At 62.4% G+C, this 20,060-nt stretch carries 14 protein-coding genes and 1 tRNA gene; 9 read left to right on the top strand and 6 right to left on the bottom strand.

The features are described 5' to 3' along the window. Positions 1–137 precede the first annotated feature (137 nt). From betI to betB, 5 genes are read left to right on the top strand one after another with little or no spacing between them, the layout of a single operon-like run. Positions 138–728, top strand: a complete 591-nt coding sequence (gene betI / locus NKH49_RS17765; protein ID WP_352454288.1) for a transcriptional regulator BetI — start codon at positions 138–140, stop codon at positions 726–728. Further along, entirely contained in the window at positions 725–2,254 is a 1,530-nt protein-coding gene (betC, locus tag NKH49_RS17770; protein WP_352927021.1) for a choline-sulfatase, read from the top strand. The genes betI and betC overlap by 4 nt, the downstream gene beginning before the upstream one ends. Then, on the top strand, positions 2,254–3,261 hold the full coding sequence (locus NKH49_RS17775; RefSeq protein ID WP_502901210.1) for a threonine/serine dehydratase family protein: 1,008 nt from the start codon (positions 2,254–2,256) through the stop codon (positions 3,259–3,261). Before betC ends, NKH49_RS17775 begins: the two co-directional genes overlap by 1 nt. A gap of 3 nt (positions 3,262–3,264) precedes the next feature. Next, a complete protein-coding gene (gene betA / locus NKH49_RS17780; RefSeq protein ID WP_352470968.1) occupies positions 3,265–4,917 on the top strand; it encodes a choline dehydrogenase in 1,653 nt (550 codons plus the stop codon). Positions 4,918–4,976: 59 nt separating this feature from the next. Then, a complete protein-coding gene (gene betB, locus NKH49_RS17785) occupies positions 4,977–6,440 on the top strand; it encodes a betaine-aldehyde dehydrogenase (protein ID WP_352540730.1) in 1,464 nt (487 codons plus the stop codon). Here betB and NKH49_RS17790 read toward each other — a convergent pair. Further along, on the bottom strand, positions 6,404–8,674 hold the full coding sequence (locus NKH49_RS17790; RefSeq protein WP_352927026.1) for an AGE family epimerase/isomerase: 2,271 nt from the start codon (positions 8,672–8,674) through the stop codon (positions 6,404–6,406). The two genes, betB and NKH49_RS17790, sit on opposite strands and share 37 nt — an antisense overlap. 17 nt (positions 8,675–8,691) lie before the next feature. Further along, the gene (locus NKH49_RS17795) at positions 8,692–10,206 is read right to left on the bottom strand and encodes a phosphomannomutase/phosphoglucomutase (RefSeq protein ID WP_502901209.1); all 1,515 of its coding nucleotides are present in this window, start codon (positions 10,204–10,206) and stop codon (positions 8,692–8,694) included. A 205-nt stretch (positions 10,207–10,411) separates the two neighbouring features. On the opposite strand from NKH49_RS17795, the gene NKH49_RS17800 reads away from it, so the two are divergent. Beyond that, positions 10,412–10,488: transfer RNA gene (locus NKH49_RS17800), tRNA-Pro, on the top strand. Positions 10,489–11,042: 554 nt separating this feature from the next. Then, positions 11,043–12,017, top strand: a complete 975-nt coding sequence (locus NKH49_RS17805; protein WP_352770577.1) for a site-specific integrase — start codon at positions 11,043–11,045, stop codon at positions 12,015–12,017. On the opposite strand, the gene NKH49_RS17810 is transcribed toward NKH49_RS17805, so the two are convergent. From NKH49_RS17810 to NKH49_RS17825, 4 genes are all read right to left on the bottom strand, one after another. After that, complete coding sequence (locus NKH49_RS17810) at positions 11,992–13,611, bottom strand: ABC transporter ATP-binding protein (protein WP_352927030.1); 1,620 nt, start codon at positions 13,609–13,611, stop codon at positions 11,992–11,994. The two genes, NKH49_RS17805 and NKH49_RS17810, sit on opposite strands and share 26 nt — an antisense overlap. 1 nt (position 13,612) lies before the next feature. Continuing rightward, positions 13,613–14,731, bottom strand: a complete 1,119-nt coding sequence (locus tag NKH49_RS17815) for an ABC transporter permease (RefSeq protein WP_352614908.1) — start codon at positions 14,729–14,731, stop codon at positions 13,613–13,615. Continuing rightward, on the bottom strand, positions 14,724–15,647 hold the full coding sequence (locus tag NKH49_RS17820; protein WP_352470962.1) for an ABC transporter permease subunit: 924 nt from the start codon (positions 15,645–15,647) through the stop codon (positions 14,724–14,726). The genes NKH49_RS17815 and NKH49_RS17820 overlap by 8 nt, the downstream gene beginning before the upstream one ends. Positions 15,648–15,813: 166 nt before the next feature. Further along, positions 15,814–17,406 carry a peptide ABC transporter substrate-binding protein gene (locus NKH49_RS17825; protein WP_352927034.1) on the bottom strand — a complete coding sequence of 531 codons (1,593 nt, stop codon included), beginning with the start codon at positions 17,404–17,406 and terminating at the stop codon, positions 15,814–15,816. Positions 17,407–17,787: 381 nt separating this feature from the next. Between NKH49_RS17825 and NKH49_RS17830 the strand changes: the two genes are divergently transcribed. Together NKH49_RS17830 and NKH49_RS17835 are read left to right on the top strand one after the other, a co-directional pair. After that, entirely contained in the window at positions 17,788–18,267 is a 480-nt protein-coding gene (locus tag NKH49_RS17830; RefSeq protein WP_084641571.1) for a TadE family protein, read from the top strand. Between the two features lie 46 nt (positions 18,268–18,313). Next, positions 18,314–20,053, top strand: a complete 1,740-nt coding sequence (locus NKH49_RS17835; protein WP_352540800.1) for a pilus assembly protein TadG-related protein — start codon at positions 18,314–18,316, stop codon at positions 20,051–20,053. The last annotated feature ends 7 nt before the right edge of the window (positions 20,054–20,060 follow it).

Consider the following 20,060-nt stretch of genomic DNA (forward strand, 5'->3'; position numbering starts at 1 on the left):
AAGGGGCCAGAACCGCACAATCGCTTGATCTTGATCATCTGGTCATAGTGCCTGGCTTTTGCCAGCAAATCAGGCGGGATTTTTGTTGATTGATGCGTCAATAAAAAATAATCTTGCCCCAACAGGCCGGAGCAAGAATGCCGAAACTCGGAATGGAGCCGTTGCGCCGCAGGGCGCTAATCGATGCAACGATCTCGGCGATCGGCGAGCGCGGTTCGCTTGATGTGACGATGTCGGAAATCGCCGGGCGCGCCGGCGTGTCCTCGGCGCTTGCCCACCATTATTTCGGCGTCAAGGACGAATTGCTGTTGGCGACGATGCGGCACATCCTGAGCGAGCTCACCGCCGATACGCGCCGTGCACTTCGCGCGGCCGGCACGGCGCGCCAGCGCGTCTCGGCGGTGGTCGCGGTCAATTTCTCCGACATCCAGTTCCAGCCCGAAACGATCGCCGCCTGGCTCGCCTTCTATGTCGAGGCGCAGAAATCGGCAGCGCTTCGACGGCTGCTCAAGGTCTATGCGCGGCGGCTGCATTCCAATCTGCTCAGCGGGCTGGCCGGGATCCTGCCGAGAAGCGAGGCCGACCGGGTCGCCGAAGCGACGGCGGCGCTGATCGACGGGCTCTATATCAGGCGCGCGCTGAAAGACGGTGTTCCCGATGCCGCGACCGCGATCGCACTGGTCGAGGACTATCTCGAAACGAAGCTCAGCGGACGGCAGAAGCAGTGACATCCAAGCGACCCAACATCCTGATCGTCATGGTCGATCAGCTCAACGGAACGCTGTTTCCGGATGGGCCGGCGGACTTCCTGCACGCGCCGCATCTGAAGGCGCTCGCCGCGCGTTCGGCGCGTTTTTGCAACAATTACACGGCCTCGCCGCTCTGCGCGCCGGGCCGCGCCGCATTCATGAGCGGCCAGTTGCCGTCACGCACCGGGGTCTATGACAACGCCGCCGAATTCGCGTCTTCGATCCCGACCTTTGCCCATCATCTGCGCGCCGCCGGTTATCACACCTGCCTCTCCGGCAAGATGCATTTCGTCGGGCCGGACCAATTGCACGGTTTCGAGGAGCGGCTGACCACCGACATCTATCCGGCCGATTTCGGCTGGACGCCCGACTATCGCAAACCCGGCGAGCGCATCGACTGGTGGTATCACAATCTCGGCTCCGTCAGCGGCGCCGGTACTGCTGAGATCACCAACCAGCTGGAATATGACGACGAGGTCGCCTTCCATGCCGTGCAGAAGCTTTATGATTTTGCCCGCGTCTCCGACGATGCCGCACATCGGCCCTGGTGCTTGACGGTTTCTTTCACCCATCCGCACGATCCTTACGTCGCACGGCGGCAATACTGGGACCTCTACGAGGATTGCCCGGCGCTCGAGCCTGAGGTCGGCTTCATTCCTTACGACAGGCAGGACCCGCATTCGCAGCGGCTCTACCGCGCCAGCGACTATGACAGGTTCGACATCACCGCTGAGCAGATACGCCGCGCACGGCGCGGCTATTTCGCCAACATCTCATATCTCGACGACAAGCTCGGCGAGCTGCTGTCGGTGCTCGAGCGCACGCGCATGCTCGACGACACGATCATCCTGTTCTGCTCGGATCACGGCGACATGCTCGGCGAGCGCGGCCTGTGGTTCAAGATGTGCTTCTTCGAAGGTTCGGCGCGGGTGCCGCTGATGATCGCCGGCAAAGGCATCGCCGCCGGGCTGATCGACACGCCGGTCTCCAACCTCGACGTGACGCCGACGCTTTGCGACCTCGCCGGCATCGACATCAGCGCGATTGCGCCGTGGACCGACGGCCAGTCGCTGCTGCCGCTGCTGAATGGAAAGAAGCGCTCCGCGCCGGTGCGGATGGAATATGCCGCCGAAGGCTCGAACGCGCCGATGGTGGCGCTGCGCGAGGGCCGTTACAAATTCATCCATTGCGAGATCGATCCGCCGCAACTGTTTGATCTTGAATCGGATCCGCTGGAATCGACCAACCTCGCCGCCGATCCGGCCAATGCGGCTTTGGTGACCGCTTTCTCCGACAAGGTGCGGGCGCGCTGGGACATGGCGGCGTTCGATGCAGCGGTGCGTGCCAGCCAGGCACGCCGCTGGGTGGTCTACCCGGCGCTGCGCAACGGCACCCATTATCCCTGGGAATTCCAGCCGCTGCAGAAGGCATCGGAGCGCTACATGCGCAACCACATGAACCTCGACCTGCTCGAAGAGCAGAAGCGCTTTCCGCGAGGCGAATGATGGCAGATAGTCTCGTCCCCTCGCTCGACCATCTCAGGCAGGCCTATGCCGTCACCTCCAAGGCGACGCAGGTCACGCCGCTCCTGGAATCGGCGGCACTTGCCCGCGAGACCGGCGCCGCCCGCGTCTTCGTCAAGGCCGAATCGCTGCAATGGGCAGGATCGTTCAAGGTGCGCGGCGCCTACTGGCGGCTGAAGAAGCTCTCGCCTGACGAAACCAAAAAGGGCGTCGTCGCCTACTCCTCCGGCAATTTTGCGCAGGGGCTAGCGGCGGCTGGCCAAGCCCTTGGCATTCCCGTCACCATCGTCATGCCGATCGACGCGCCGGCCGCCAAACGCGATGCCACGTCAGGGTATGGCGCGCGCGTGGTGCTGACTGACCATGGCGAACGCGCGCGTGAGGAAGTCGCCGCCGCCAGAGCGCGTGAGATCGCCGCGAGCGATGGCTTGGCGCTGCTGCACCCGTTCGACGATCCGGAGATCGTCGCCGGCCAGGCCGGCGCCGGACTGGAGGCACTCGACCAGCTCGCCGCCAGGCAAGTGGAGGCCGATGGCTTGTTCTGTTCGGTCGGCGGTGGCGGGCTGATCGGTGGCGTTTCGCTGGCCTTCCACTATCTGTCGCCCGCCACGGAGATCATCGGCGTCGAGCCGGAAGGTTTTGACGGCATGGGCTCGTCGCTCGCGCATGGCGCCATCGAAACCATGCCGATCGGACCGAAATCGATCTGCGACGGGCTGATGTCGCGGCGGCCCGGCGACGCGCCGTTCGCAGCGGTGAAGGCCGCCGGCGTTCGCGGCGTCACCGTCGACGATGCTTCGGTGCGGCGCGCCATGCGCCTCGCCTTCGAGCGGCTGAAGCTGGTGCTCGAGCCATCCGGCGCTGCCTCGCTGGCGGCGGTGCTCGGCGGCAAGGTCGACATAACCGGCAAGACCGTTCTGGTGATGGCAACCGGCGGCAACGTCTCGCTGGCCGATTTCATTGCGCATATGAACCACGGGCGCGCATGAACCATGCTTGAAGCGGATTTCGTCATCATCGGCTCCGGCTCGGCCGGCTCGGCCATGGCCTACCGGCTGTCGGAGGACGGCAAGCATTCGGTGATCGTCATCGAATATGGCGGCAGCGATATCGGGCCGCTGATCCAGATGCCGTCGGCGCTGTCGATCCCGCTCAATATGAGCCTTTACGACTGGGGCTTCGCCAGCGAGCCGGAGCCGCATCTCGGCGGCCGCGTGCTGGCGACGCCGCGCGGCAAAGTCATCGGAGGCTCATCCTCGATTAACGGCATGGTCTATGTGCGCGGCCATGCCCGCGACTTCGACCATTGGGCCGAACAGGGCGCGACCGGCTGGGGCTTTGCCGATGTGCTCCCGTACTTCAAGCGCATGGAGGACAGCAATGGCGGCGAGAATGGCTGGCGCGGCCACGGCGGCCCGCTGACTGTGCAGCGCGGCTCGAGGACGAACCCACTCTACGGCGCCTTCGTCGAGGCAGGCCGTCAGGCCGGTTTCGAGCTGACCGACGACTATAACGGCGCGAAGCAGGAAGGCTTTGGGCCGATGGAGCAGACCATCCGCGGCGGCCGTCGCTGGTCGGCCGCGAGCGCCTATCTGAGGCCGGCGCTGAGGCGGAAAAATGTCAGCCTGGTCAAGGGTTTCGCCCGGCGGGTAATTATCGAGAATCAACGCGCCACCGGCGTCGAGATCGAAGTGCGCAAACGGATTCAGATGGTCAGAGCGCGGCGCGAGGTGATCGTTGCCGCGTCCTCGATCAACTCGCCCAAGATCCTGATGCTGTCCGGCATCGGCCCCGGCCAGCACCTTAGGGAGAACGGCATCCCGGTGATCGCCGACCGGCCCGGAGTCGGCCGCAATCTGCAGGACCATATGGAACTTTACATCCAGCAGGAATCGACAAAGCCGATCACGCTGAACTCCGTCTTGAACCCGTTCTCGAAGGCGCTGATCGGGGCACAATGGCTGTTCTTCAAGTCCGGCCTCGGCGCCACCAATCATTTCGAGGCGGCCGCCTTCGTACGCTCGCGCGCCGGCGTCGACTATCCCGATATCCAGTATCATTTCATCCCGGCCGCGGTCCGCTATGACGGCAAGGCGGCGGCCAAGGCGCACGGCTTCCAGGCGCATGTCGGGCCGATGCGGTCGAAGTCGCGCGGTTCGGTCACGCTGCGCTCGCCCGATCCCAAATCGAAGCCGGTGATCCGCTTCAACTACATGTCGCATCCGGACGACTGGACGGAGTTCCGCCACTGCATCCGGCTGACCCGCGAGATCTTCGGGCAGGCGGCCTTCGATTCGTACCGCGGCAAGGAACTGTCGCCAGGTTCACATGTGCAATCGGATGAGGAGCTCGACGCCTTCATCCGCGACCACGTCGAAAGCGCCTATCACCCGTGCGGCACCTGCAAGATGGGCCGTGCCGACGATGCGATGAGCGTCGTCGATCCAGAATGCCGCGTCATTGGCGTCGAAGGGCTTCGGGTCGCCGATTCCTCGATCTTCCCGCGCGTCACCAATGGCAATCTCAACGCTCCGTCGATCATGACCGGCGAGAAGGCCGCCGACCACATTCTCGGGCGTACGCCGCTGCCACCTTCCAACCAGGAACCATGGATCAATCCGCGCTGGCAGGTGTCGGACAGATAGGCCATGATCCGGCGGACGCATATTCCGCATGCCGCGACAAGACGATTTGGAGAACAGTCATGCGCGCCCAGCCAACGGCATCGCATTATGTCAACGGCCGCTATATCGACGACGAGCGCGGCTCAGCGCTGCCGGTTATCTATCCGGCAACCGGCGAGACCATCGCCATGCTGCGCTCGGCGACGCCGAACGTGCTGGAGCTCGCGATCGAGGCGGCGCGTGCAGCACAACCGGCCTGGGCGCGGCTGAAGGCGGTCGAACGCGGCCGCATCCTGCGCCGCGCCGCCGACATTTTGCGCGCGCGCAATGCCGATCTGGCGCGCATCGAGACGCTGGATACCGGTAAGCCTATCCAGGAGACGCTGGTTGCGGACGCCCCGTCGGCGGCCGACTGCCTGGAATATTTCGGCGGCGCGGTCGCCGCCTTTAATGGCGAGGCCGTGGATCTCGGCGGACCCTTTGCCTATACCAGGCGCGAGGCGCTCGGCGTTTGCGTCGGCATCGGCGCCTGGAACTATCCGATCCAGATCGCCGGCTGGAAATCCGCACCCGCCCTCGCCATGGGCAATGCGATGGTTTTCAAACCATCGGAAAACACGCCGCTATCAGCGCTGGCGCTCGCCGAAATCTATACCGAGGCCGGGCTGCCCGACGGGCTGTTCAACGTGGTGCAGGGTTTTGGCGATGTCGGCGCCGGCCTTGTCGGCCACAATGTCGTCGCCAAGGTCTCGGTGACCGGCTCGGTGCCAACCGGCCGCAAAGTGCTGTCGCTCGCCGGCTCAAAGATGAAGCACGCGACGATGGAGCTCGGCGGCAAGTCGCCGCTGATCGTCTTCGAAGACGCCGACCTCGAAAATGCCATCGGCGGCGCGATGCTCGGCAATTTCTATTCGACCGGCCAGATCTGCTCCAACGGCACGCGGGTCTTCGTGCAGAGCGGCATCCATGACCGTTTCGTCGAGAGGCTGACCGAACGGACGAAGAAAATCCGCATCGGCGATCCGCTCGATCCGGACACGCAGATGGGGCCGCTGGTCTCGAAGGCGCAACACGACAAGGTCGTCTCATACATAGAGGCCGGCAAGCAGGATGGCGCGGTGCTCGCCTGCGGCGGCAATGTGCCTTCGCTGCAGGGTTTCCAGGATGGCTTCTTCGTCGAGCCGACGGTGTTCACCGGTGTCACCGACACGATGCGCATCGCCCGCGAGGAGATTTTCGGGCCGGTTATGAGCGTGCTGAAGTTTGACAGCGAGGACGAGGTGATCGAGCGCGCCAACGACACCGAATTCGGCCTCGCCGCAGGCGTGTTCACGCGAGACCTGGCGCGCGCCCATCGTGTCATCGCCGAACTGCAGGCCGGCACCTGCTGGATCAACGCCTACAATCTGACGCCGGTCGAAATCCCCTTCGGCGGCTTCAAGCAATCCGGCATCGGCCGCGAGAATTCGCTCGCGGCACTGGCGCTCTATTCGCAGCTGAAGTCGGTCTATGTCGAGACCGGGGATGTCGCCAGCCCGTACTGATCCTTGGGCGCCGTGCCGTCCAGATACTGCGTCAGCGCGCAGACGAGATGATAGAAGATGCTGGCCGGCACCTCGCTCGCCAAGGAGCGGCCACGCTCGTCGATGCGGTCGATCCACAGGCCGAGCGGCGCCGGATTGATGTGCCAGCGGAACAGCCGGCCGACCCGTGCTTCGATCTCCGGCTTCAGGTCGGGACCGCCCGAACCGTCCAGCGCGATCGCCGCCTTGATCGCTTCGGCCTGCGGCCAGCTGCGCGAGACGCGGTCGAGCGGCAGGCCTTGCCGCGAGACGGCGCCGTAGGCGAGGCCCGTGGCGCGGTTCAGGCCATTGGCGATCGCCGACGCGTAGAGCTTCCGCGCAAGGCCGGTCAAGCCGCTCTGGCCGCTGCGGCCGGCGAAGTCGACCAGCAGCGAGGCCCATTCGAAATGATGGCCGGGTTCGGTCCACGTGCCCTTCTCACCAGGGGTCGGCCGCCATTCATGGTCGAAATACTCACCCAGCGTCCAGCTTTCCGGGTCGAAGAAATGGCTGCGAAACAGATCGACGATGCGCGCGGCGCGACGAAGATGGGCGCGCTCGCCGGTCGCCTGATGCCAGGCCAGGAATGCCTCGAGCAGATGCATGTGCGGGTTGGAGCGGCGCTCGCCCTCGCCGCTCGAGGTCTCGCGGAAGCCGGTCAGGCGTTCGTCCTCGAGATGCGCGTCGATGAACGCAAAGGTCTCCTGGCCAAGTCGCAACGCATCGGGATTGCCGCACATATGGGCATGTGCCAGCGCCAGGAGCACGCAGGAATGGTCATAGGCATCCTCGGCGGCGTCGGCGACGGTGCCGTCGACGTTGAGCGTGCGTACCCAGCCGCCATTGTCGGTACGTCCGTGCCTGGCCATGAATTCGAGGCCGTGGCTGATCAGCCGATCGGCCGGGCCGTTCCAGCCGCGCGCCTTGGCGACGGCGAAGGCGTAGATCTGCCTGGCCTGCGTGCGCATGCGCTTGGGTTTCATCAGAGGGGCGGCATCGAAGCCGAGCGCCTCGTGGAACCCGCCGTGGCGCTCATCGACGCCGACCGTCGACCACAACGGCACCGTCTCCTCGAACAGCCAATGGTGCACGCGGCGCTGCCAGGCGCCGCTTTCGATGACGCGGTCGTCGGCGGGCGTGAACCTGGTCTCAAGGCGGCCGCTTTTTTCGAGCTGCTCGACGATCTTCTTGACGTTCTGGCTGTGGCTGACCGGGGCGACGAAAGTGGCGTCGGCGGTCGACACGATGGCGACGTCCTTCAGGCCTATGGCCGACAGCAGGCGGCCGTCGCTGCGGATATAGGAGTTCTCGCAATCGATGGCGACGACATCGCCGACGATGACATTGCCCTGCGTGTCGGAGGGGCCGACGTCGAGCAGCGATTGCCAGGAGCCGAGATCGTTCCAGCGAAAGCCGGCCGGCACCATGGCGATGCCGCTGGCGCGCTCCATGATCGCATAGTCGATCGATGTCGATGGGATGGCGGCATAGAGATCCAGAGGCATGTAGAGGCCGGAAAGATCCGATGTCGCAGCCTGGTAGGCAGCCTCTGTGGCGCTCCAGATGTCGGGCTGGAAGGCCATGAACGCGTCGCGCATGGCACTTGCGCGAAACAGGAAGATGCCGGTGTTCCAGTAGAAATTGCCAGCCTTGAGATAGCACTGCGCCGTGGCGAGATCGGGTTTTTCGACGAAACGCGAGACATCGCAGATGCCATCGCGCTCGCCGGCCACCTCGATGTAGCCGTAACCGGTCTCGGGTTGGGCCGGCTTGATGCCGAACACCACCAGCCTGCCTTGGCGCGCGGCCGCCGTGCCGGCCTCGATGCTCCGCCAGAATTGCTGTGGCGTCGCGATCTCATGATCGGACGGCACCACCAGCACCAGGCTATCGCCGAATTCCGACAGCGTGCGCAGGCTTGCCAAAGCGACGGCCGCGGCAGTATTGCGTCCGGTCGGCTCGAACAGCGGGCCGCCGCCGGAAAGCTCGTGACCGGCAATGTCGGCATGAACGCGGTCGGCATGCCTTTCCGAGGCAATCAGGAAAACCGGCGTTTCGCCTTCCGGCCGCGCGGTTAGCCGGCGCAGCGTCTTGGCCAGCATTGAGCCGTCGCCCGAGAAATCATGGAACTGCTTGGGATTGTCCTCGCGCGACAACGGCCACAGCCGCGAGCCGACGCCGCCGCTCATCACAAAACTGACGATCCGTTCGATCATGAAAACAAGCCCCGCGTTCAAAAAGTCTGATTGTAGGCGCCGACTTCGGGGCTGCGGCGCAGCACCGCATCGACGGCTTCGAACATCTGCCGCCGCCGCTCGGACGATACCGGGCTCTCCACCACCACCACAAGCTCCGGCTTGTTCGATGATGCCCGCACCAACCCCCATGTACCATCCTCCGCCACGACCCTGACGCCGTTGACGGTGATCAGTTCGCCTATCTTCTGGCCGGCGAAGACCGTGCCCTCGTCCTTCATCTTGCGAAAGTCGCCTACGACGCGCTCGACGACGCCGTATTTGAGCTCGTCGGCGCAGTGTGGCGACATGGTCGGCGTGCCAAAGGTCAGCGGCAGATCGCGATAGAGGTCAGCCATGCTGCTTTGCGGGCTGCGATCCAGCATCTGGCAGATGGCAATGGCCGTGACCAGGCCATCGTCATAGCCGCGGCCGATCGGAGGATTGAAGAAGAAGTGGCCCGATTTCTCAAAACCAGCAACGGCGCCGAGTTCGGCCACCCGCCGCTTGATATAGGAGTGACCGGTCTTCCAATAGTCGGTGACCGCGCCATTCTCCTGCAGCACCTTGTCAGTCATGAACAATCCGGTCGACTTGACGTCGACGACGAAAGTCGAGCCGGGATAGAGGTGCGAAATGTCGCGCGCCAGCATGACGCCGACCTTGTCGGCGAAGATCTCGTTGCCTTCATTGTCGACCACGCCGCAGCGATCGCCGTCGCCGTCGAAGCCTAGCCCGACATCGGCGCCCGTTTCCAGCACCTTGTCGCGAATGGCGTGCAGCATCTGCATGTCTTCGGGGTTGGGATTGTAATTGGGAAACGTATGATCGAGCTCGACGTCGAGCGGGATGACCTCGCAGCCGATACTTTCCAGTGCCTCGGGAGCGAAAGCCCCGGCGGTGCCGTTGCCGCAGGCGGCCACCACCTTGAGCTTCCTGGAGATACGCTTTCCCGCGGTCAGATCGTCAAGGTAGGTTTTGCGGAAATCCGCAACGAAGGCGTAGGAGCCACCACCGACAAGGTCGAAATCGCCTGACAGCACGATCGCCTTCAGCGCGCTCATCTCCTCCGGACCGAAGGTCAGCGGACGCGCCGCGCCCATCTTGACGCCGGTCCAGCCATTCTCGTTGTGTGAGGCAGTGACCATGGCGACGGACGGCGTGTCGAGCGCGAACTGGGCGAAATAGGCCATCGGCGACAGGGCAAGCCCGACATCCTTGACCCGTGCGCCGGCCGCCATCAGCCCGGAAACCAGCGCCAGCTTGATGGCAAGCGAATAGGAGCGGAAATCGTGACCGGTGACGATGTCGGGTCCGGCACCCAGGCGACGGATCAGCGTGCCGAGCCCCATGCCGAGCGCCTGGACGCCGATTAGATTGAGTTCCGGCGTTTCGTTCGAGCCGGGATGGCCGAACCACCAGCGCGCATCATATTCGCGAAACCCGGACGGCATGATGAGCGCCGAGGTTTCGAACTCGAATGTGTTTGGTCTGGCATCGCTAACGATCTTCATCGACAAGGCTGCAAACTCCAGGCGGCTGAATCAGGTGCTTCGAGGCAAGTGGACGGTTACCCAGATGCCCTTTAAGCCGTGTTTGTGCGACAGGAAACTGAAACCTGTATGACGTGGCGGCGAAAGCGAAAGAAATGCGACAGAAGCGCTGCCATTGGCGCTTGCAGTAACCAAACTCGGCGGCTATAAGCCCGCGGTCTGGTCACGGAGTGTAGCGCAGCCTGGTAGCGCACATCGTTCGGGACGATGGGGTCGCAGGTTCAAATCCTGCCACTCCGACCAGAAAAAACATTGTCCAACCCGGGAGGCAATGGCTCAGGGCTCGTAGGGGCTCTTCCAAGTTGCGCCTGTACATTCGACAAAAAGAGGTTTGGCCGAGGAGAGGCTACGCGGTGCCCGCAGTGGCATCGGATCGCGGCTATTGCTAACGCATGTTCCTCACCGAAAAAAGCGAGATTTCCAAGGCACCGGAAACCTCCCCCGCTTCGAAACGCCAAATCGTCCCGTGAAGGCCGGCGTGAGATTTACACCTCAGTTGCAACCGGAACATGGGATAACCCGAGCCACCATTTTGATGCGGCTGTCAGCTACCCTCCGGGAATGCACCAAGACTCGTCGTCCGGCGGGAAAGCCAAGCCGGCGCGATTCTGCGCCGCCTTTCGCAAGTCTTTGCATCTCACGGCACTATCGCCCATTTTGCTTGTTGCAAAGCCGGTCTTGTCGCCTCTTCTAGTGATCCCCGTCCGCAGGACGAACAACTTCGGAGCAAAAAAAAGGGGACCATTGTGACGACCCATCATCATGCCCGCACGGGAGCGGTGTCTAGCGCTTCAGGTATGCTGCGCCCTCAACTCGGGCCTGCCGCCGCAGGCAAATATCAGCGCCCGATCTCCAGGGCCGATGCCCGCCGCCTGACTGTCGGTGACATCCTCGCCGCCTATACCGAAGCACGCCAGGCCAAGATTGCCGGTCGCAAGGAATTTCTCGCCAGGATGCGTTTTCTGAACGAATTCTTCGGCACCGAGCCGGTCGCCAACATCAATGGAGATCGCTGCCGCGCCTATGTCGAGCACCGTTCGCGCGAGCGCAATCGGGTAGAGCGTGAGCGAATCGCCAAGCTCAACGCTGCGGCGATGGAGACCCGCCGTGCGTTACTCCCGGCGTGGCGAGACAAGGACTTTACATCAGGCCCGCGTCGCGATCTTGAGGACCTCCGCTCGGCGATCAACTTTTGGGCCAAGGAATACGGTCTCGATCCGAAGCCGTCCGTCACCTTACCAGACAAACCAGCAGCGCGCGAGCGCTGGCTGACGCGCGAGGAAGCAGCGGGACTGCTGCGCGCGGCATTGCGGCTGCGCCGGAAGCACGGTCAGTACGCTCATCTCTGCCGCTTTATCATTGTGGGGCTCTACACTGGCTGCCGACATCGTTCAATCCTGCAACTCAATTGGGATGGCGAGGCCGCAGAAGCTTGGCCGGACCTAGGCCGCGGCGTGCTCTATTGCAAAGATCAGCACGCGAAAAAAAGCAAGAAATGGCGTCCGCCGACGCGACTGCCGTCACGGCTGATCGCCCATATGCGCCGCTGGAAGCGTATTGATTGCGACTGCGGGCCGGTCGTCCATGACAGCCTGGGCGAACCGACAAAGCGCATCGAGAAGGCGTTCCGCACCTGCCGCGTGGAAGCCGGGCTCGGCGACGATGTCACCCCGAATGTGCTTCGCTATACCCGCGCCATGTGGCCTGTGCTGTGCGACGTCGACATGTGGCGGATCGCCAGCAAGGCTATGCGCTCAGGCGAAATCGCGTGACATCGATGGCCGCGGCCATCAGTGTCTGTGTGTAGGTTGCCAGCGGATTGCTGAAGATCGCCTCGGCCGGCCCCTCCTCGACGATCTTGCCCTGTTTCATGACGATGATGTAGTCGGCCATGGCGCGCACAACGGCGAGATCGTGGCTGATGAACAGATAGGACAGTTCGTGGTCGGCCTGCAGCTTGCGTAGCAATTCGACGATCTGCTTCTGCACGGAGCGGTCCAGCGCCGAGGTCGGCTCGTCCAGCACCACCACTTTAGGCTTGAGTATCATGGCGCGCGCAATGGCGATGCGCTGCCGCTGACCGCCGGAGAATTCATGCGGATAGCGGTTGCGCGTGTTCGGGTCGAGCCCGACTTCGAGCAAGGCATCGACCGCGCGGAGATCGCGCTGCCTGCCCGACAGATTGGGCTCATGGACCAGGAGCCCCTCGGTGATGATCTGGCCGACGGTCATGCGTGGCGACAGCGAGCCGAACGGATCCTGGAAAACCAGCTGCAATTCGCGCCGCAGCGGCCTCATCGCCTGGCGGTCGGCGTGGGAAATGTCGCGGTCACCAAGCCGGATGATACCGTCGCTGGGCAGGAGCCGCAGCAAGGCGCGGCCGAGCGTCGATTTTCCCGAGCCGGATTCGCCGACGATGCCGATCGTCTGGTTGCGCTTCAGCCGTATCGAAATGTGATCGACGGCGCGCAGCAGCAGCGGCTCGCCGCCAAGAAATCCGCCGCCGATCTTGAAGGTCACCTCGACGTTCCTGCCTTCAAGCAGGACAGGGGCATTCGGAGGCGGCGGCGCCTTGGTGCCGGTCGGCTCGGCGGCAAGTAGCATCTTGGTGTAGCCGTGCTGCGGGTTGGCGAAGATCGCTTCCGCCTCGCCCTCCTCGACCACCTCGCCATAGCGCATCACATAGACCCGATCGGCAAAGCGCCGGACGATGCCGAGATCGTGGGTGATGAAGACGATCGCCATGCGGAGCTTGCGCTGCAATTCGGCGAGCAGCATGAGGATCTGCGCCTGGATGGTGACGTCGAGCGCGGTCGTCGGCTCGTCGGCGATCAGTATGTCGGGGTCGTTGGCCAGCGCCATGGCGATCATGACGCGCTGGCGCTGACCACCCGACAACTCGTGCGGATAGGATTTCATCCGCCGCTCCGGATCGGGAATATGGACCAGCCGCAGCAGCTTGAGCGCCTCCTCGCGCGCCGCGGCGGCGCCAAGTCCGCGATGCTTGCGGATCGGCTCGATCAGCTGGTTGCCGATCGAATAGAGCGGGTCTAGCGACGTCATCGGCTCCTGGAAGATCATGCTGATCTTGCGGCCGCGGATCTTGTTGAGCTCGGGTTTGCTCAAGGTCAAAAGATTGCGGCCGCGATAATCGACTGTGCCGCTGGCTTCGCCGTTCGAGGCGAGCAGGCTCATCGCCGCCATCATCGTCTGGCTCTTGCCGGAACCGGATTCGCCGACGACGGCGACGGTTTCGCCTGATTTGACGTGGATATTGATGCCCTTCACCGCCTCCACCACACCGTCGAGGGTGCGGAAGCGGACGCGAAGGTCCTTGACGCTGAGGATGGTATCGGAAGCAGCCATCTCAACGATCCTTCGGGTCGAGCGCGTCGCGCAGCCCATCTCCGACGAAATTCAGCGCGAACAGCGTGGAGACGAGAAAGAAGGCCGGGAACAGAAGCAGCCAGTTGGCCGAGCCGATGTTCTGGGCGCCAACCGAGATCAGCACGCCCCAGCTGGTCATCGGCTCCTGGACGCCGAGCCCGAGGAACGACAAAAAACTCTCCAGGATAATGACCTGCGGCACCAGCAGCGTCATGTAGATCACCACCGGCCCGAGCAAATTGGGGATCACATGGCGCAGCAGAATGCCGCGCTGGCCGACGCCCATCGCCTCCGCCGCCTGGACATATTCCTGCCGGCGGATCGACAGCGCTTGTCCGCGCACGATGCGCGCCATGTCGAGCCACAGCACCGCGCCGACCGCCAGGAACATCAGCACGAAGTTTCTGCCGAAAAACACCACCAGCATGATGACGAAGAAGATGAACGGCAAAGAATAAAGCACGTCGACGACACGCATCATCACCTCGTCGACCCTGCCGCCGGCAAGACCGGCGGTGGCGCCGTAGAGCACGCCGATGACCACGGCCACAATGCCGGCAAGCAGGCCGATGGCCAGCGATATGCGCCCGGCCATCAGCGTTCTGGACAGGAGATCGCGGCCGGTATTGTCGGTGCCGAACAGGAAATATTGCTGCTTGATTGAGGCACTCATCACCATTTCGAGACCGTCCGGCGATTTGCTCTCGATCTTTGTGTCATCAAAGGTATCGGAACGATCAAGGTAGCGAATGTTGCGGTCGTCGATCGGCTTGGACGATTTGACGGTAACGAACACACGGCTGCCCTCCTGCCGCCACTCCTTGATGTCGACGCGCATACGCCTGATCGCCTCATCGAGAGCGCCTTCGATCATGTCGGCCTTCGGATAGGCGGAGAAGCTCGGCGGCGTACGGACATAGTCGGCATAGATGGTGGTGTATTGGTGCGGCACGAAAGAGGGCCCAAACACGCTGATGACGGCGATGAAGGCAAGATAATAGAGGCTGAACATGGCCGCGCGATTGGCCTTGAGGCGCGCCCAGGCGTCACCCCACAGGGACCGGCCGACGACCGGTGCGGCAACTGCGATATCAGTCATAGCGCACCCTCGGATCGACGACCCCATAGAGGACGTCGACGATCAGGTTGAAGACAATGGTGAAGAGCGCGATGACCACCACCGTCCCCATCACCAGCGTGTAGTCGCGGTTGAGTGCAGCAACGACAAAATGGCGGCCGATGCCCGGGATAGAGAAGATGGTCTCGACGATGACCGAGCCGGTGAGAAGGGCTGCGGCTGCCGGACCGGTGAAGGAGACGATCGGCAGGATGGCGCCGCGCAGCGCATGCTTGACGACGACCGACCAGTCGGACAGGCCGAGAGCGCGCGCGGTGCGGATGTGATGCGAGTGCAGCGATTCGATCATCGAGCCGCGCATCAGGCGGGCAACGATGGCGATCTGCGGCAGAGCGAGCGTCAGTACCGGGCCGACCTTGTTGATGAGGGCTCCATCGCCCCAGCCGCCGATCGGCAGCAGCTTCCAGGTCAATCCGAATACAAGCTGGATTATCGGGGCGATGACGAAGGTTGGTATGGTGCTGCCGGCGGTCGCCAGCGCGATCACCGAATAGTCGGCAAGCTTGTTCTGGTTGAGCGCGGCAACAGTGCCGAGCACGCTGCCGAGGAGCAGCGCCAGAACGAGCGCCGAAGCGCCAAGTTGGATCGAGATCGGCAGGCCTTCCCTGAACAACTCGCCGACGGTGAAATCGGGCATGTTGTAGCTGGGGCCGAAATTGCCGCGCAGAAGATTGCCTAAATAATGGAGGTACTGCAGCCAGAGCGGGTCGTTGAGCCCGAACTGGGCTTCGAGATTGGCCCTGATCTCGGGGCTCAGGCCCCGCTCCTGGTTGAACGGGCCGCCCGGCGCGACGCGTATCAGGAAGAACGCTATAGTCACGATGACGAACAGCGTCGGGATGGCGGTCAGGAGCCGCCGGAAAACGAATCGCAGCATCGATGCCCCGCTTGATCCAGAGCAGCGCGCGTCCGGCTGGACGATTGCGCTCTAGCCTTCAAATTTTCGCACCGACATTGTCGAAAATCGAGTCCGGTTCCCGGGCCGATGCGATGGCAAACCGGCGCCGCCGCGCATTGAGTCGCGCGGCGGCCTGGCTAAGGGATCAGTCCTTGCTGATGAAGCGGGACGGATGGATGTCCATCACATTGTCGTCGAAGCCGTGCAGCTTCGAGGAAACGATGTCGTGGTAGCTGTAGTAGAGAAGCGGGATCTCGCCGACGTCGTCGACGAGGATGCGCTCGGCCTCGGCGAGCTCCTTCATGCGCTGTTCGGGCTTGCCGCCGGCGGCGGCGGCCTTGTCCATGGCCGCCTCGAATTTCGGGCTGTTATAGCTCGAATAATTGTTGCCGCTGGCCTTGCGAGATATGCCGAGGAAGGTTTCCGGGTCCTTGTAATCGGCGATCCAGGCGGCACGCGCCACATCGTAGTCGCCCTTCTGCTCGAGGAAGGAGTAGTGGGTCTTGGTGTCGGTGTTGAGCAGCGTGACCTCGACGCCAAGCGGCTTCAACTGTTCCTGGATGGCGACAGCGGTGTTCTTGTGGTTTTCAGAGGTGTTGTAGCGGATCTGCATCTTCAACGGATGCTCGGGTGTATAGCCGAGTTTCTCGAGGATCTTCTTGGCAGCGTCCTCGCGGTCGATCTGCGGCATGTCGGCGTATTTGGCCAGTGCCGGCGTGTAGCCCTGGATACCCGGAGGGACCATCGAATAGCCGGGCAGCATCGAATTCTGCCAGACTTTTTCAGCGAGGAAGTCGCGATCGATCGCCATCGAGATAGCGTTGCGCAGTTCGACGTTGTCCCAAGGCGCCTTGTCGGTCTTGATCGCGTAATAGTAGATGCCGAGATATGGCCCGACACGGACCTGGTCGCCGAATTTGGTCTTGAGATCGGCGAGCTGTTCGGTCGGCAGGTCACCGTAACTGTCGAATTCGCCGGCCTCGAAGCGCTTCATCGCGGACGAGCGATCCTCGGTCGGGATGTAGTTGACCACGTCGAACTTGACGCTCGCGGCATCCCAGAATTTCGGGTTCTTGACCAGCTTCAGATGGTCGTTGGGAACCCACTCTGCCGCTGTAAAGGCCCCGTTGGAGACCAGCTTGCCTGCCTTGATCCAGTCGGCGCCAAGCTTTTCGATCGACGCCTTGTTAACCGGATAGGTCGCCTGATGGGTCAGCATCTCCAGGAAGTAAGGCGTTGGCGCCTTGAGCGTGACTTCGAGGGTATTTGCGTCAATCGCCTTGACGCCCATATCCTCCGGCTTGCCCTTCTTGGTGTTGACTTCCTCGGCACCCTTCACTGGATAGAGCATGGAAGCGTATTCCGCAGCGGTGGCCGGATCTTCCAGCCGACGGAACGAATAAACGAAGTCATCCGCCGTCACCGGGCTGCCATCCGACCAGAGGCCGTCCTTGCGCAGCTTGAAGGTGTAGACAGTGCCGTCGTCGGACACCGTCCAGCTTTCGGCGGCGCCCGGAATGAGATTCGTCTTCTGGTCATGCATGACGAGGCCCTGGAACAGGTCGCGTATGATATCGGCTTCGTAGACCGTCGAGGTCTTGTGCGGATCGAGCGTCTCCGCTTCGGCGGCGGCTCCGCGGTTGTAGACGGTCTCGGCGAAAGCCGGCGTGTAGAACGTACCGGCGGCCAAGACCATGGTCGTGGCGAGTACCGTCGCCTTCAGCACATGTTTCAACATGGAGTTCTCCCTAATGACGTCGCCCTTCGGCCACGTCTCTAAGTGTTGACGCCCCGAAACCGATTGGTTGGTTCCTTTTGAGCGCGCAGCCGGTTCCCTCTCCGGCAGCTGGTGGCCAAACAGTAACGTGGAGATTTTTTATTTCAACAGACTCTCGGGGTCACCCAAAGTAAGGGGGCCGGGGCAGTCGTTTTGCGGGCGGCCAATCAATGGTCGAAACCATGAGTTTGACTGGGTTTCCTGGCCAGAACGCCGATCTGGGAAATAATCTGGCCGATCATTTCAGTTTACCGGAATGTATTAATTGGTTCTTAGGCAACCAAGGGTTACAAATTTCGATGGAATCGGCACATCGACCTTGGGTTCCAACGGGCAAGGGCAATGAACAAGATAGACAGTAATACTGTCGCATTGAAGCGTAAAATATTGCGCCACATACGGACGAATCTACGCAAAATTGGAGAAGAGTCCGGAACTTCCGCGGTCGAGTTCGCCCTGCTTTCCCCAATCTTTATCCTTCTTTTGCTCGGAATGGTTGCATATGGTATCTATTTTGGTGCAAGCAACTCCTTGCAGCAAATCGCCGCCGATGCCGCCCGCACCGCAATTGCCGGATTGAATCAAACCGAGCGCCAGGCGCTGGTGGCGAGTTTCGTCAAAAACAATGCCAGTGGATACCCGTTCGTCGATTCCGGCAAGCTGACCTATCAGGCGACGGACAGCACGGCCGACGGAAATCAGTTCGTCGTGTCGATCCAGTACGATGCCAGCAACCTGCCGATCTGGAACCTGTTACCAAGCCTTGCGATGCCGCAAACCACGATGTCGCGCAGATCTACCATCAGGATTGGAGGCATTTGAAATGTCGCAGTTCTTGCTGAGGAGCATCGGGTGGATCGCTCGCTCGATGGTTGGCGACAAGAAGGCGAACTTTGCCGTCATGACGGCGCTGACAGCGCCATTCGCGCTGGGGCTGGCTGCCTTCGCTGTCGACGAAGGTTCGATCTACACGGAGCGCAGGGAAGCCCAGGCGATGACCGATCTGGCGGCGATCACCGCGGCGTCGAACATCAACAATATGGAAGCCGCGGCGGTAACCACGCTCAGTGACAACCGAATGCCCGGCATCATTGTTCAAAAGGCAGGTCAGACAATCGTTCCCACGGTTGGCAAAACCGTCGTGTCGGTCACCGGCGGCCGATACTCAGCGGCGTCCTCCGTTGGCGTCGACAAGCGCTTCGAAGCCGGTAAAACGCCTTACAACGCCGTTCGCGTCACCCTGCAAAAAATCCCCGCCCGGTATTTTGCCAGTTCGCTCATCCCTACTCCGGTTGTCGGCACCGAAGCCATTGCCAGCGTGACCCCGCAAGCGATGTTCTCGGTCGGGTCCAGGCTCCTCAGCGTCAATGGCGGCATCCTCAACGCGCTTCTCAGCAAGTTGCTGGGCGCCAACATTTCGCTCAGCGTCATGGACTACAACGCGCTGATCTCGGCCGATGTAAACGTGCTTTCGTTCGTCGATGCCCTTGCCGTACAGTTGCAACTGACAGGTGTCAGCTATTCCGACGTGCTGGCGTCAAAAGCGACGGTAGGCCAGATCGCGACCGCCATGGCCAATGCGTCCGGGTCGGGCAGCGCCAGCAAACTTGTGCTGCAGACGATCGCGTCGAGGGCCACCAACACGGTCAAGATACCCCTCAGTCATCTTATCGATCTTGGCTCGATCGGCAGGCTCGGCCTCGGACAAAAGTCTCCCGGCTTTTCCGTCGACGCAAGCGCGATGGGCATGCTGGGTGCCGCCGCCTCGCTGGCCAATGGCTCAAACCAGGTCCAGGTCGATCTCGGCGCCACTATTCCGGGACTTACCTCCACCACGCTCGCCATCGCCATCGGTGAACCGATGCAATACTCACCCTGGCTGGCCGTCGGGGAAAAAGGCACCGTGGTGCGCACCGCGCAGACGCGCATCAAGCTGGTCACCACAGTGAGCATCGGCAATTCCAATCTCGGCGGCGGCATCAGCCTGCTGTCCGTCAACCTGCCTCTGCATGTCGAAGTCGCCTATGCGGAAGCCAAGCTAACCGACATCAGCTGCCCGACGGGCCGGCCGGATAGCATCAAGGTCTCGATCGCCGCGCAGCCTGGCGTGGCCTCGCTGCACCTTGCCACCAGCGACGCCGACAACAACCCATCGGCCTTCGCCGATTTCAGCAATCCGCAATCGTTCTCCGATGCCACGATTGCCCAGGTGAGCGTGAAGCTTCTGCTGCTTACCCTCAATCTGCTCGATGTGAAGGGTTCTTCATCACTTGCCATCACCAACAACGATCCGACCACATTGACGTTCGACAGCACCGATATCGCCAACAAGACGATTAAAACTGTCACCACAAAAAACCTGACGCAATCACTCACGACATCGCTGGTCAGCGGCCTCTCGCTCTCGGTCAATGCACTGGGCCTCGGGCTGGACGTGACGGCCCTGCTCGGAACGGTTAAGCCGGCGGTGGTAACGGTTCTGAACGGCGTGACGGCGCCGGTCGACGAACTGGTCTATAACGTGCTTGCAGCTGTCGGCGTGCATGTCGGCGAGGCCGATGTGCGGGTTGTCGGCGCGACTTGCGGGCGCTCCGTGCTCGTTCAATGAGATAATG

The sequence above is a fragment of the Mesorhizobium sp. M1088 genome (assembly GCF_040318575.1).
Lineage (GTDB): Bacteria > Pseudomonadota > Alphaproteobacteria > Rhizobiales > Rhizobiaceae > Mesorhizobium.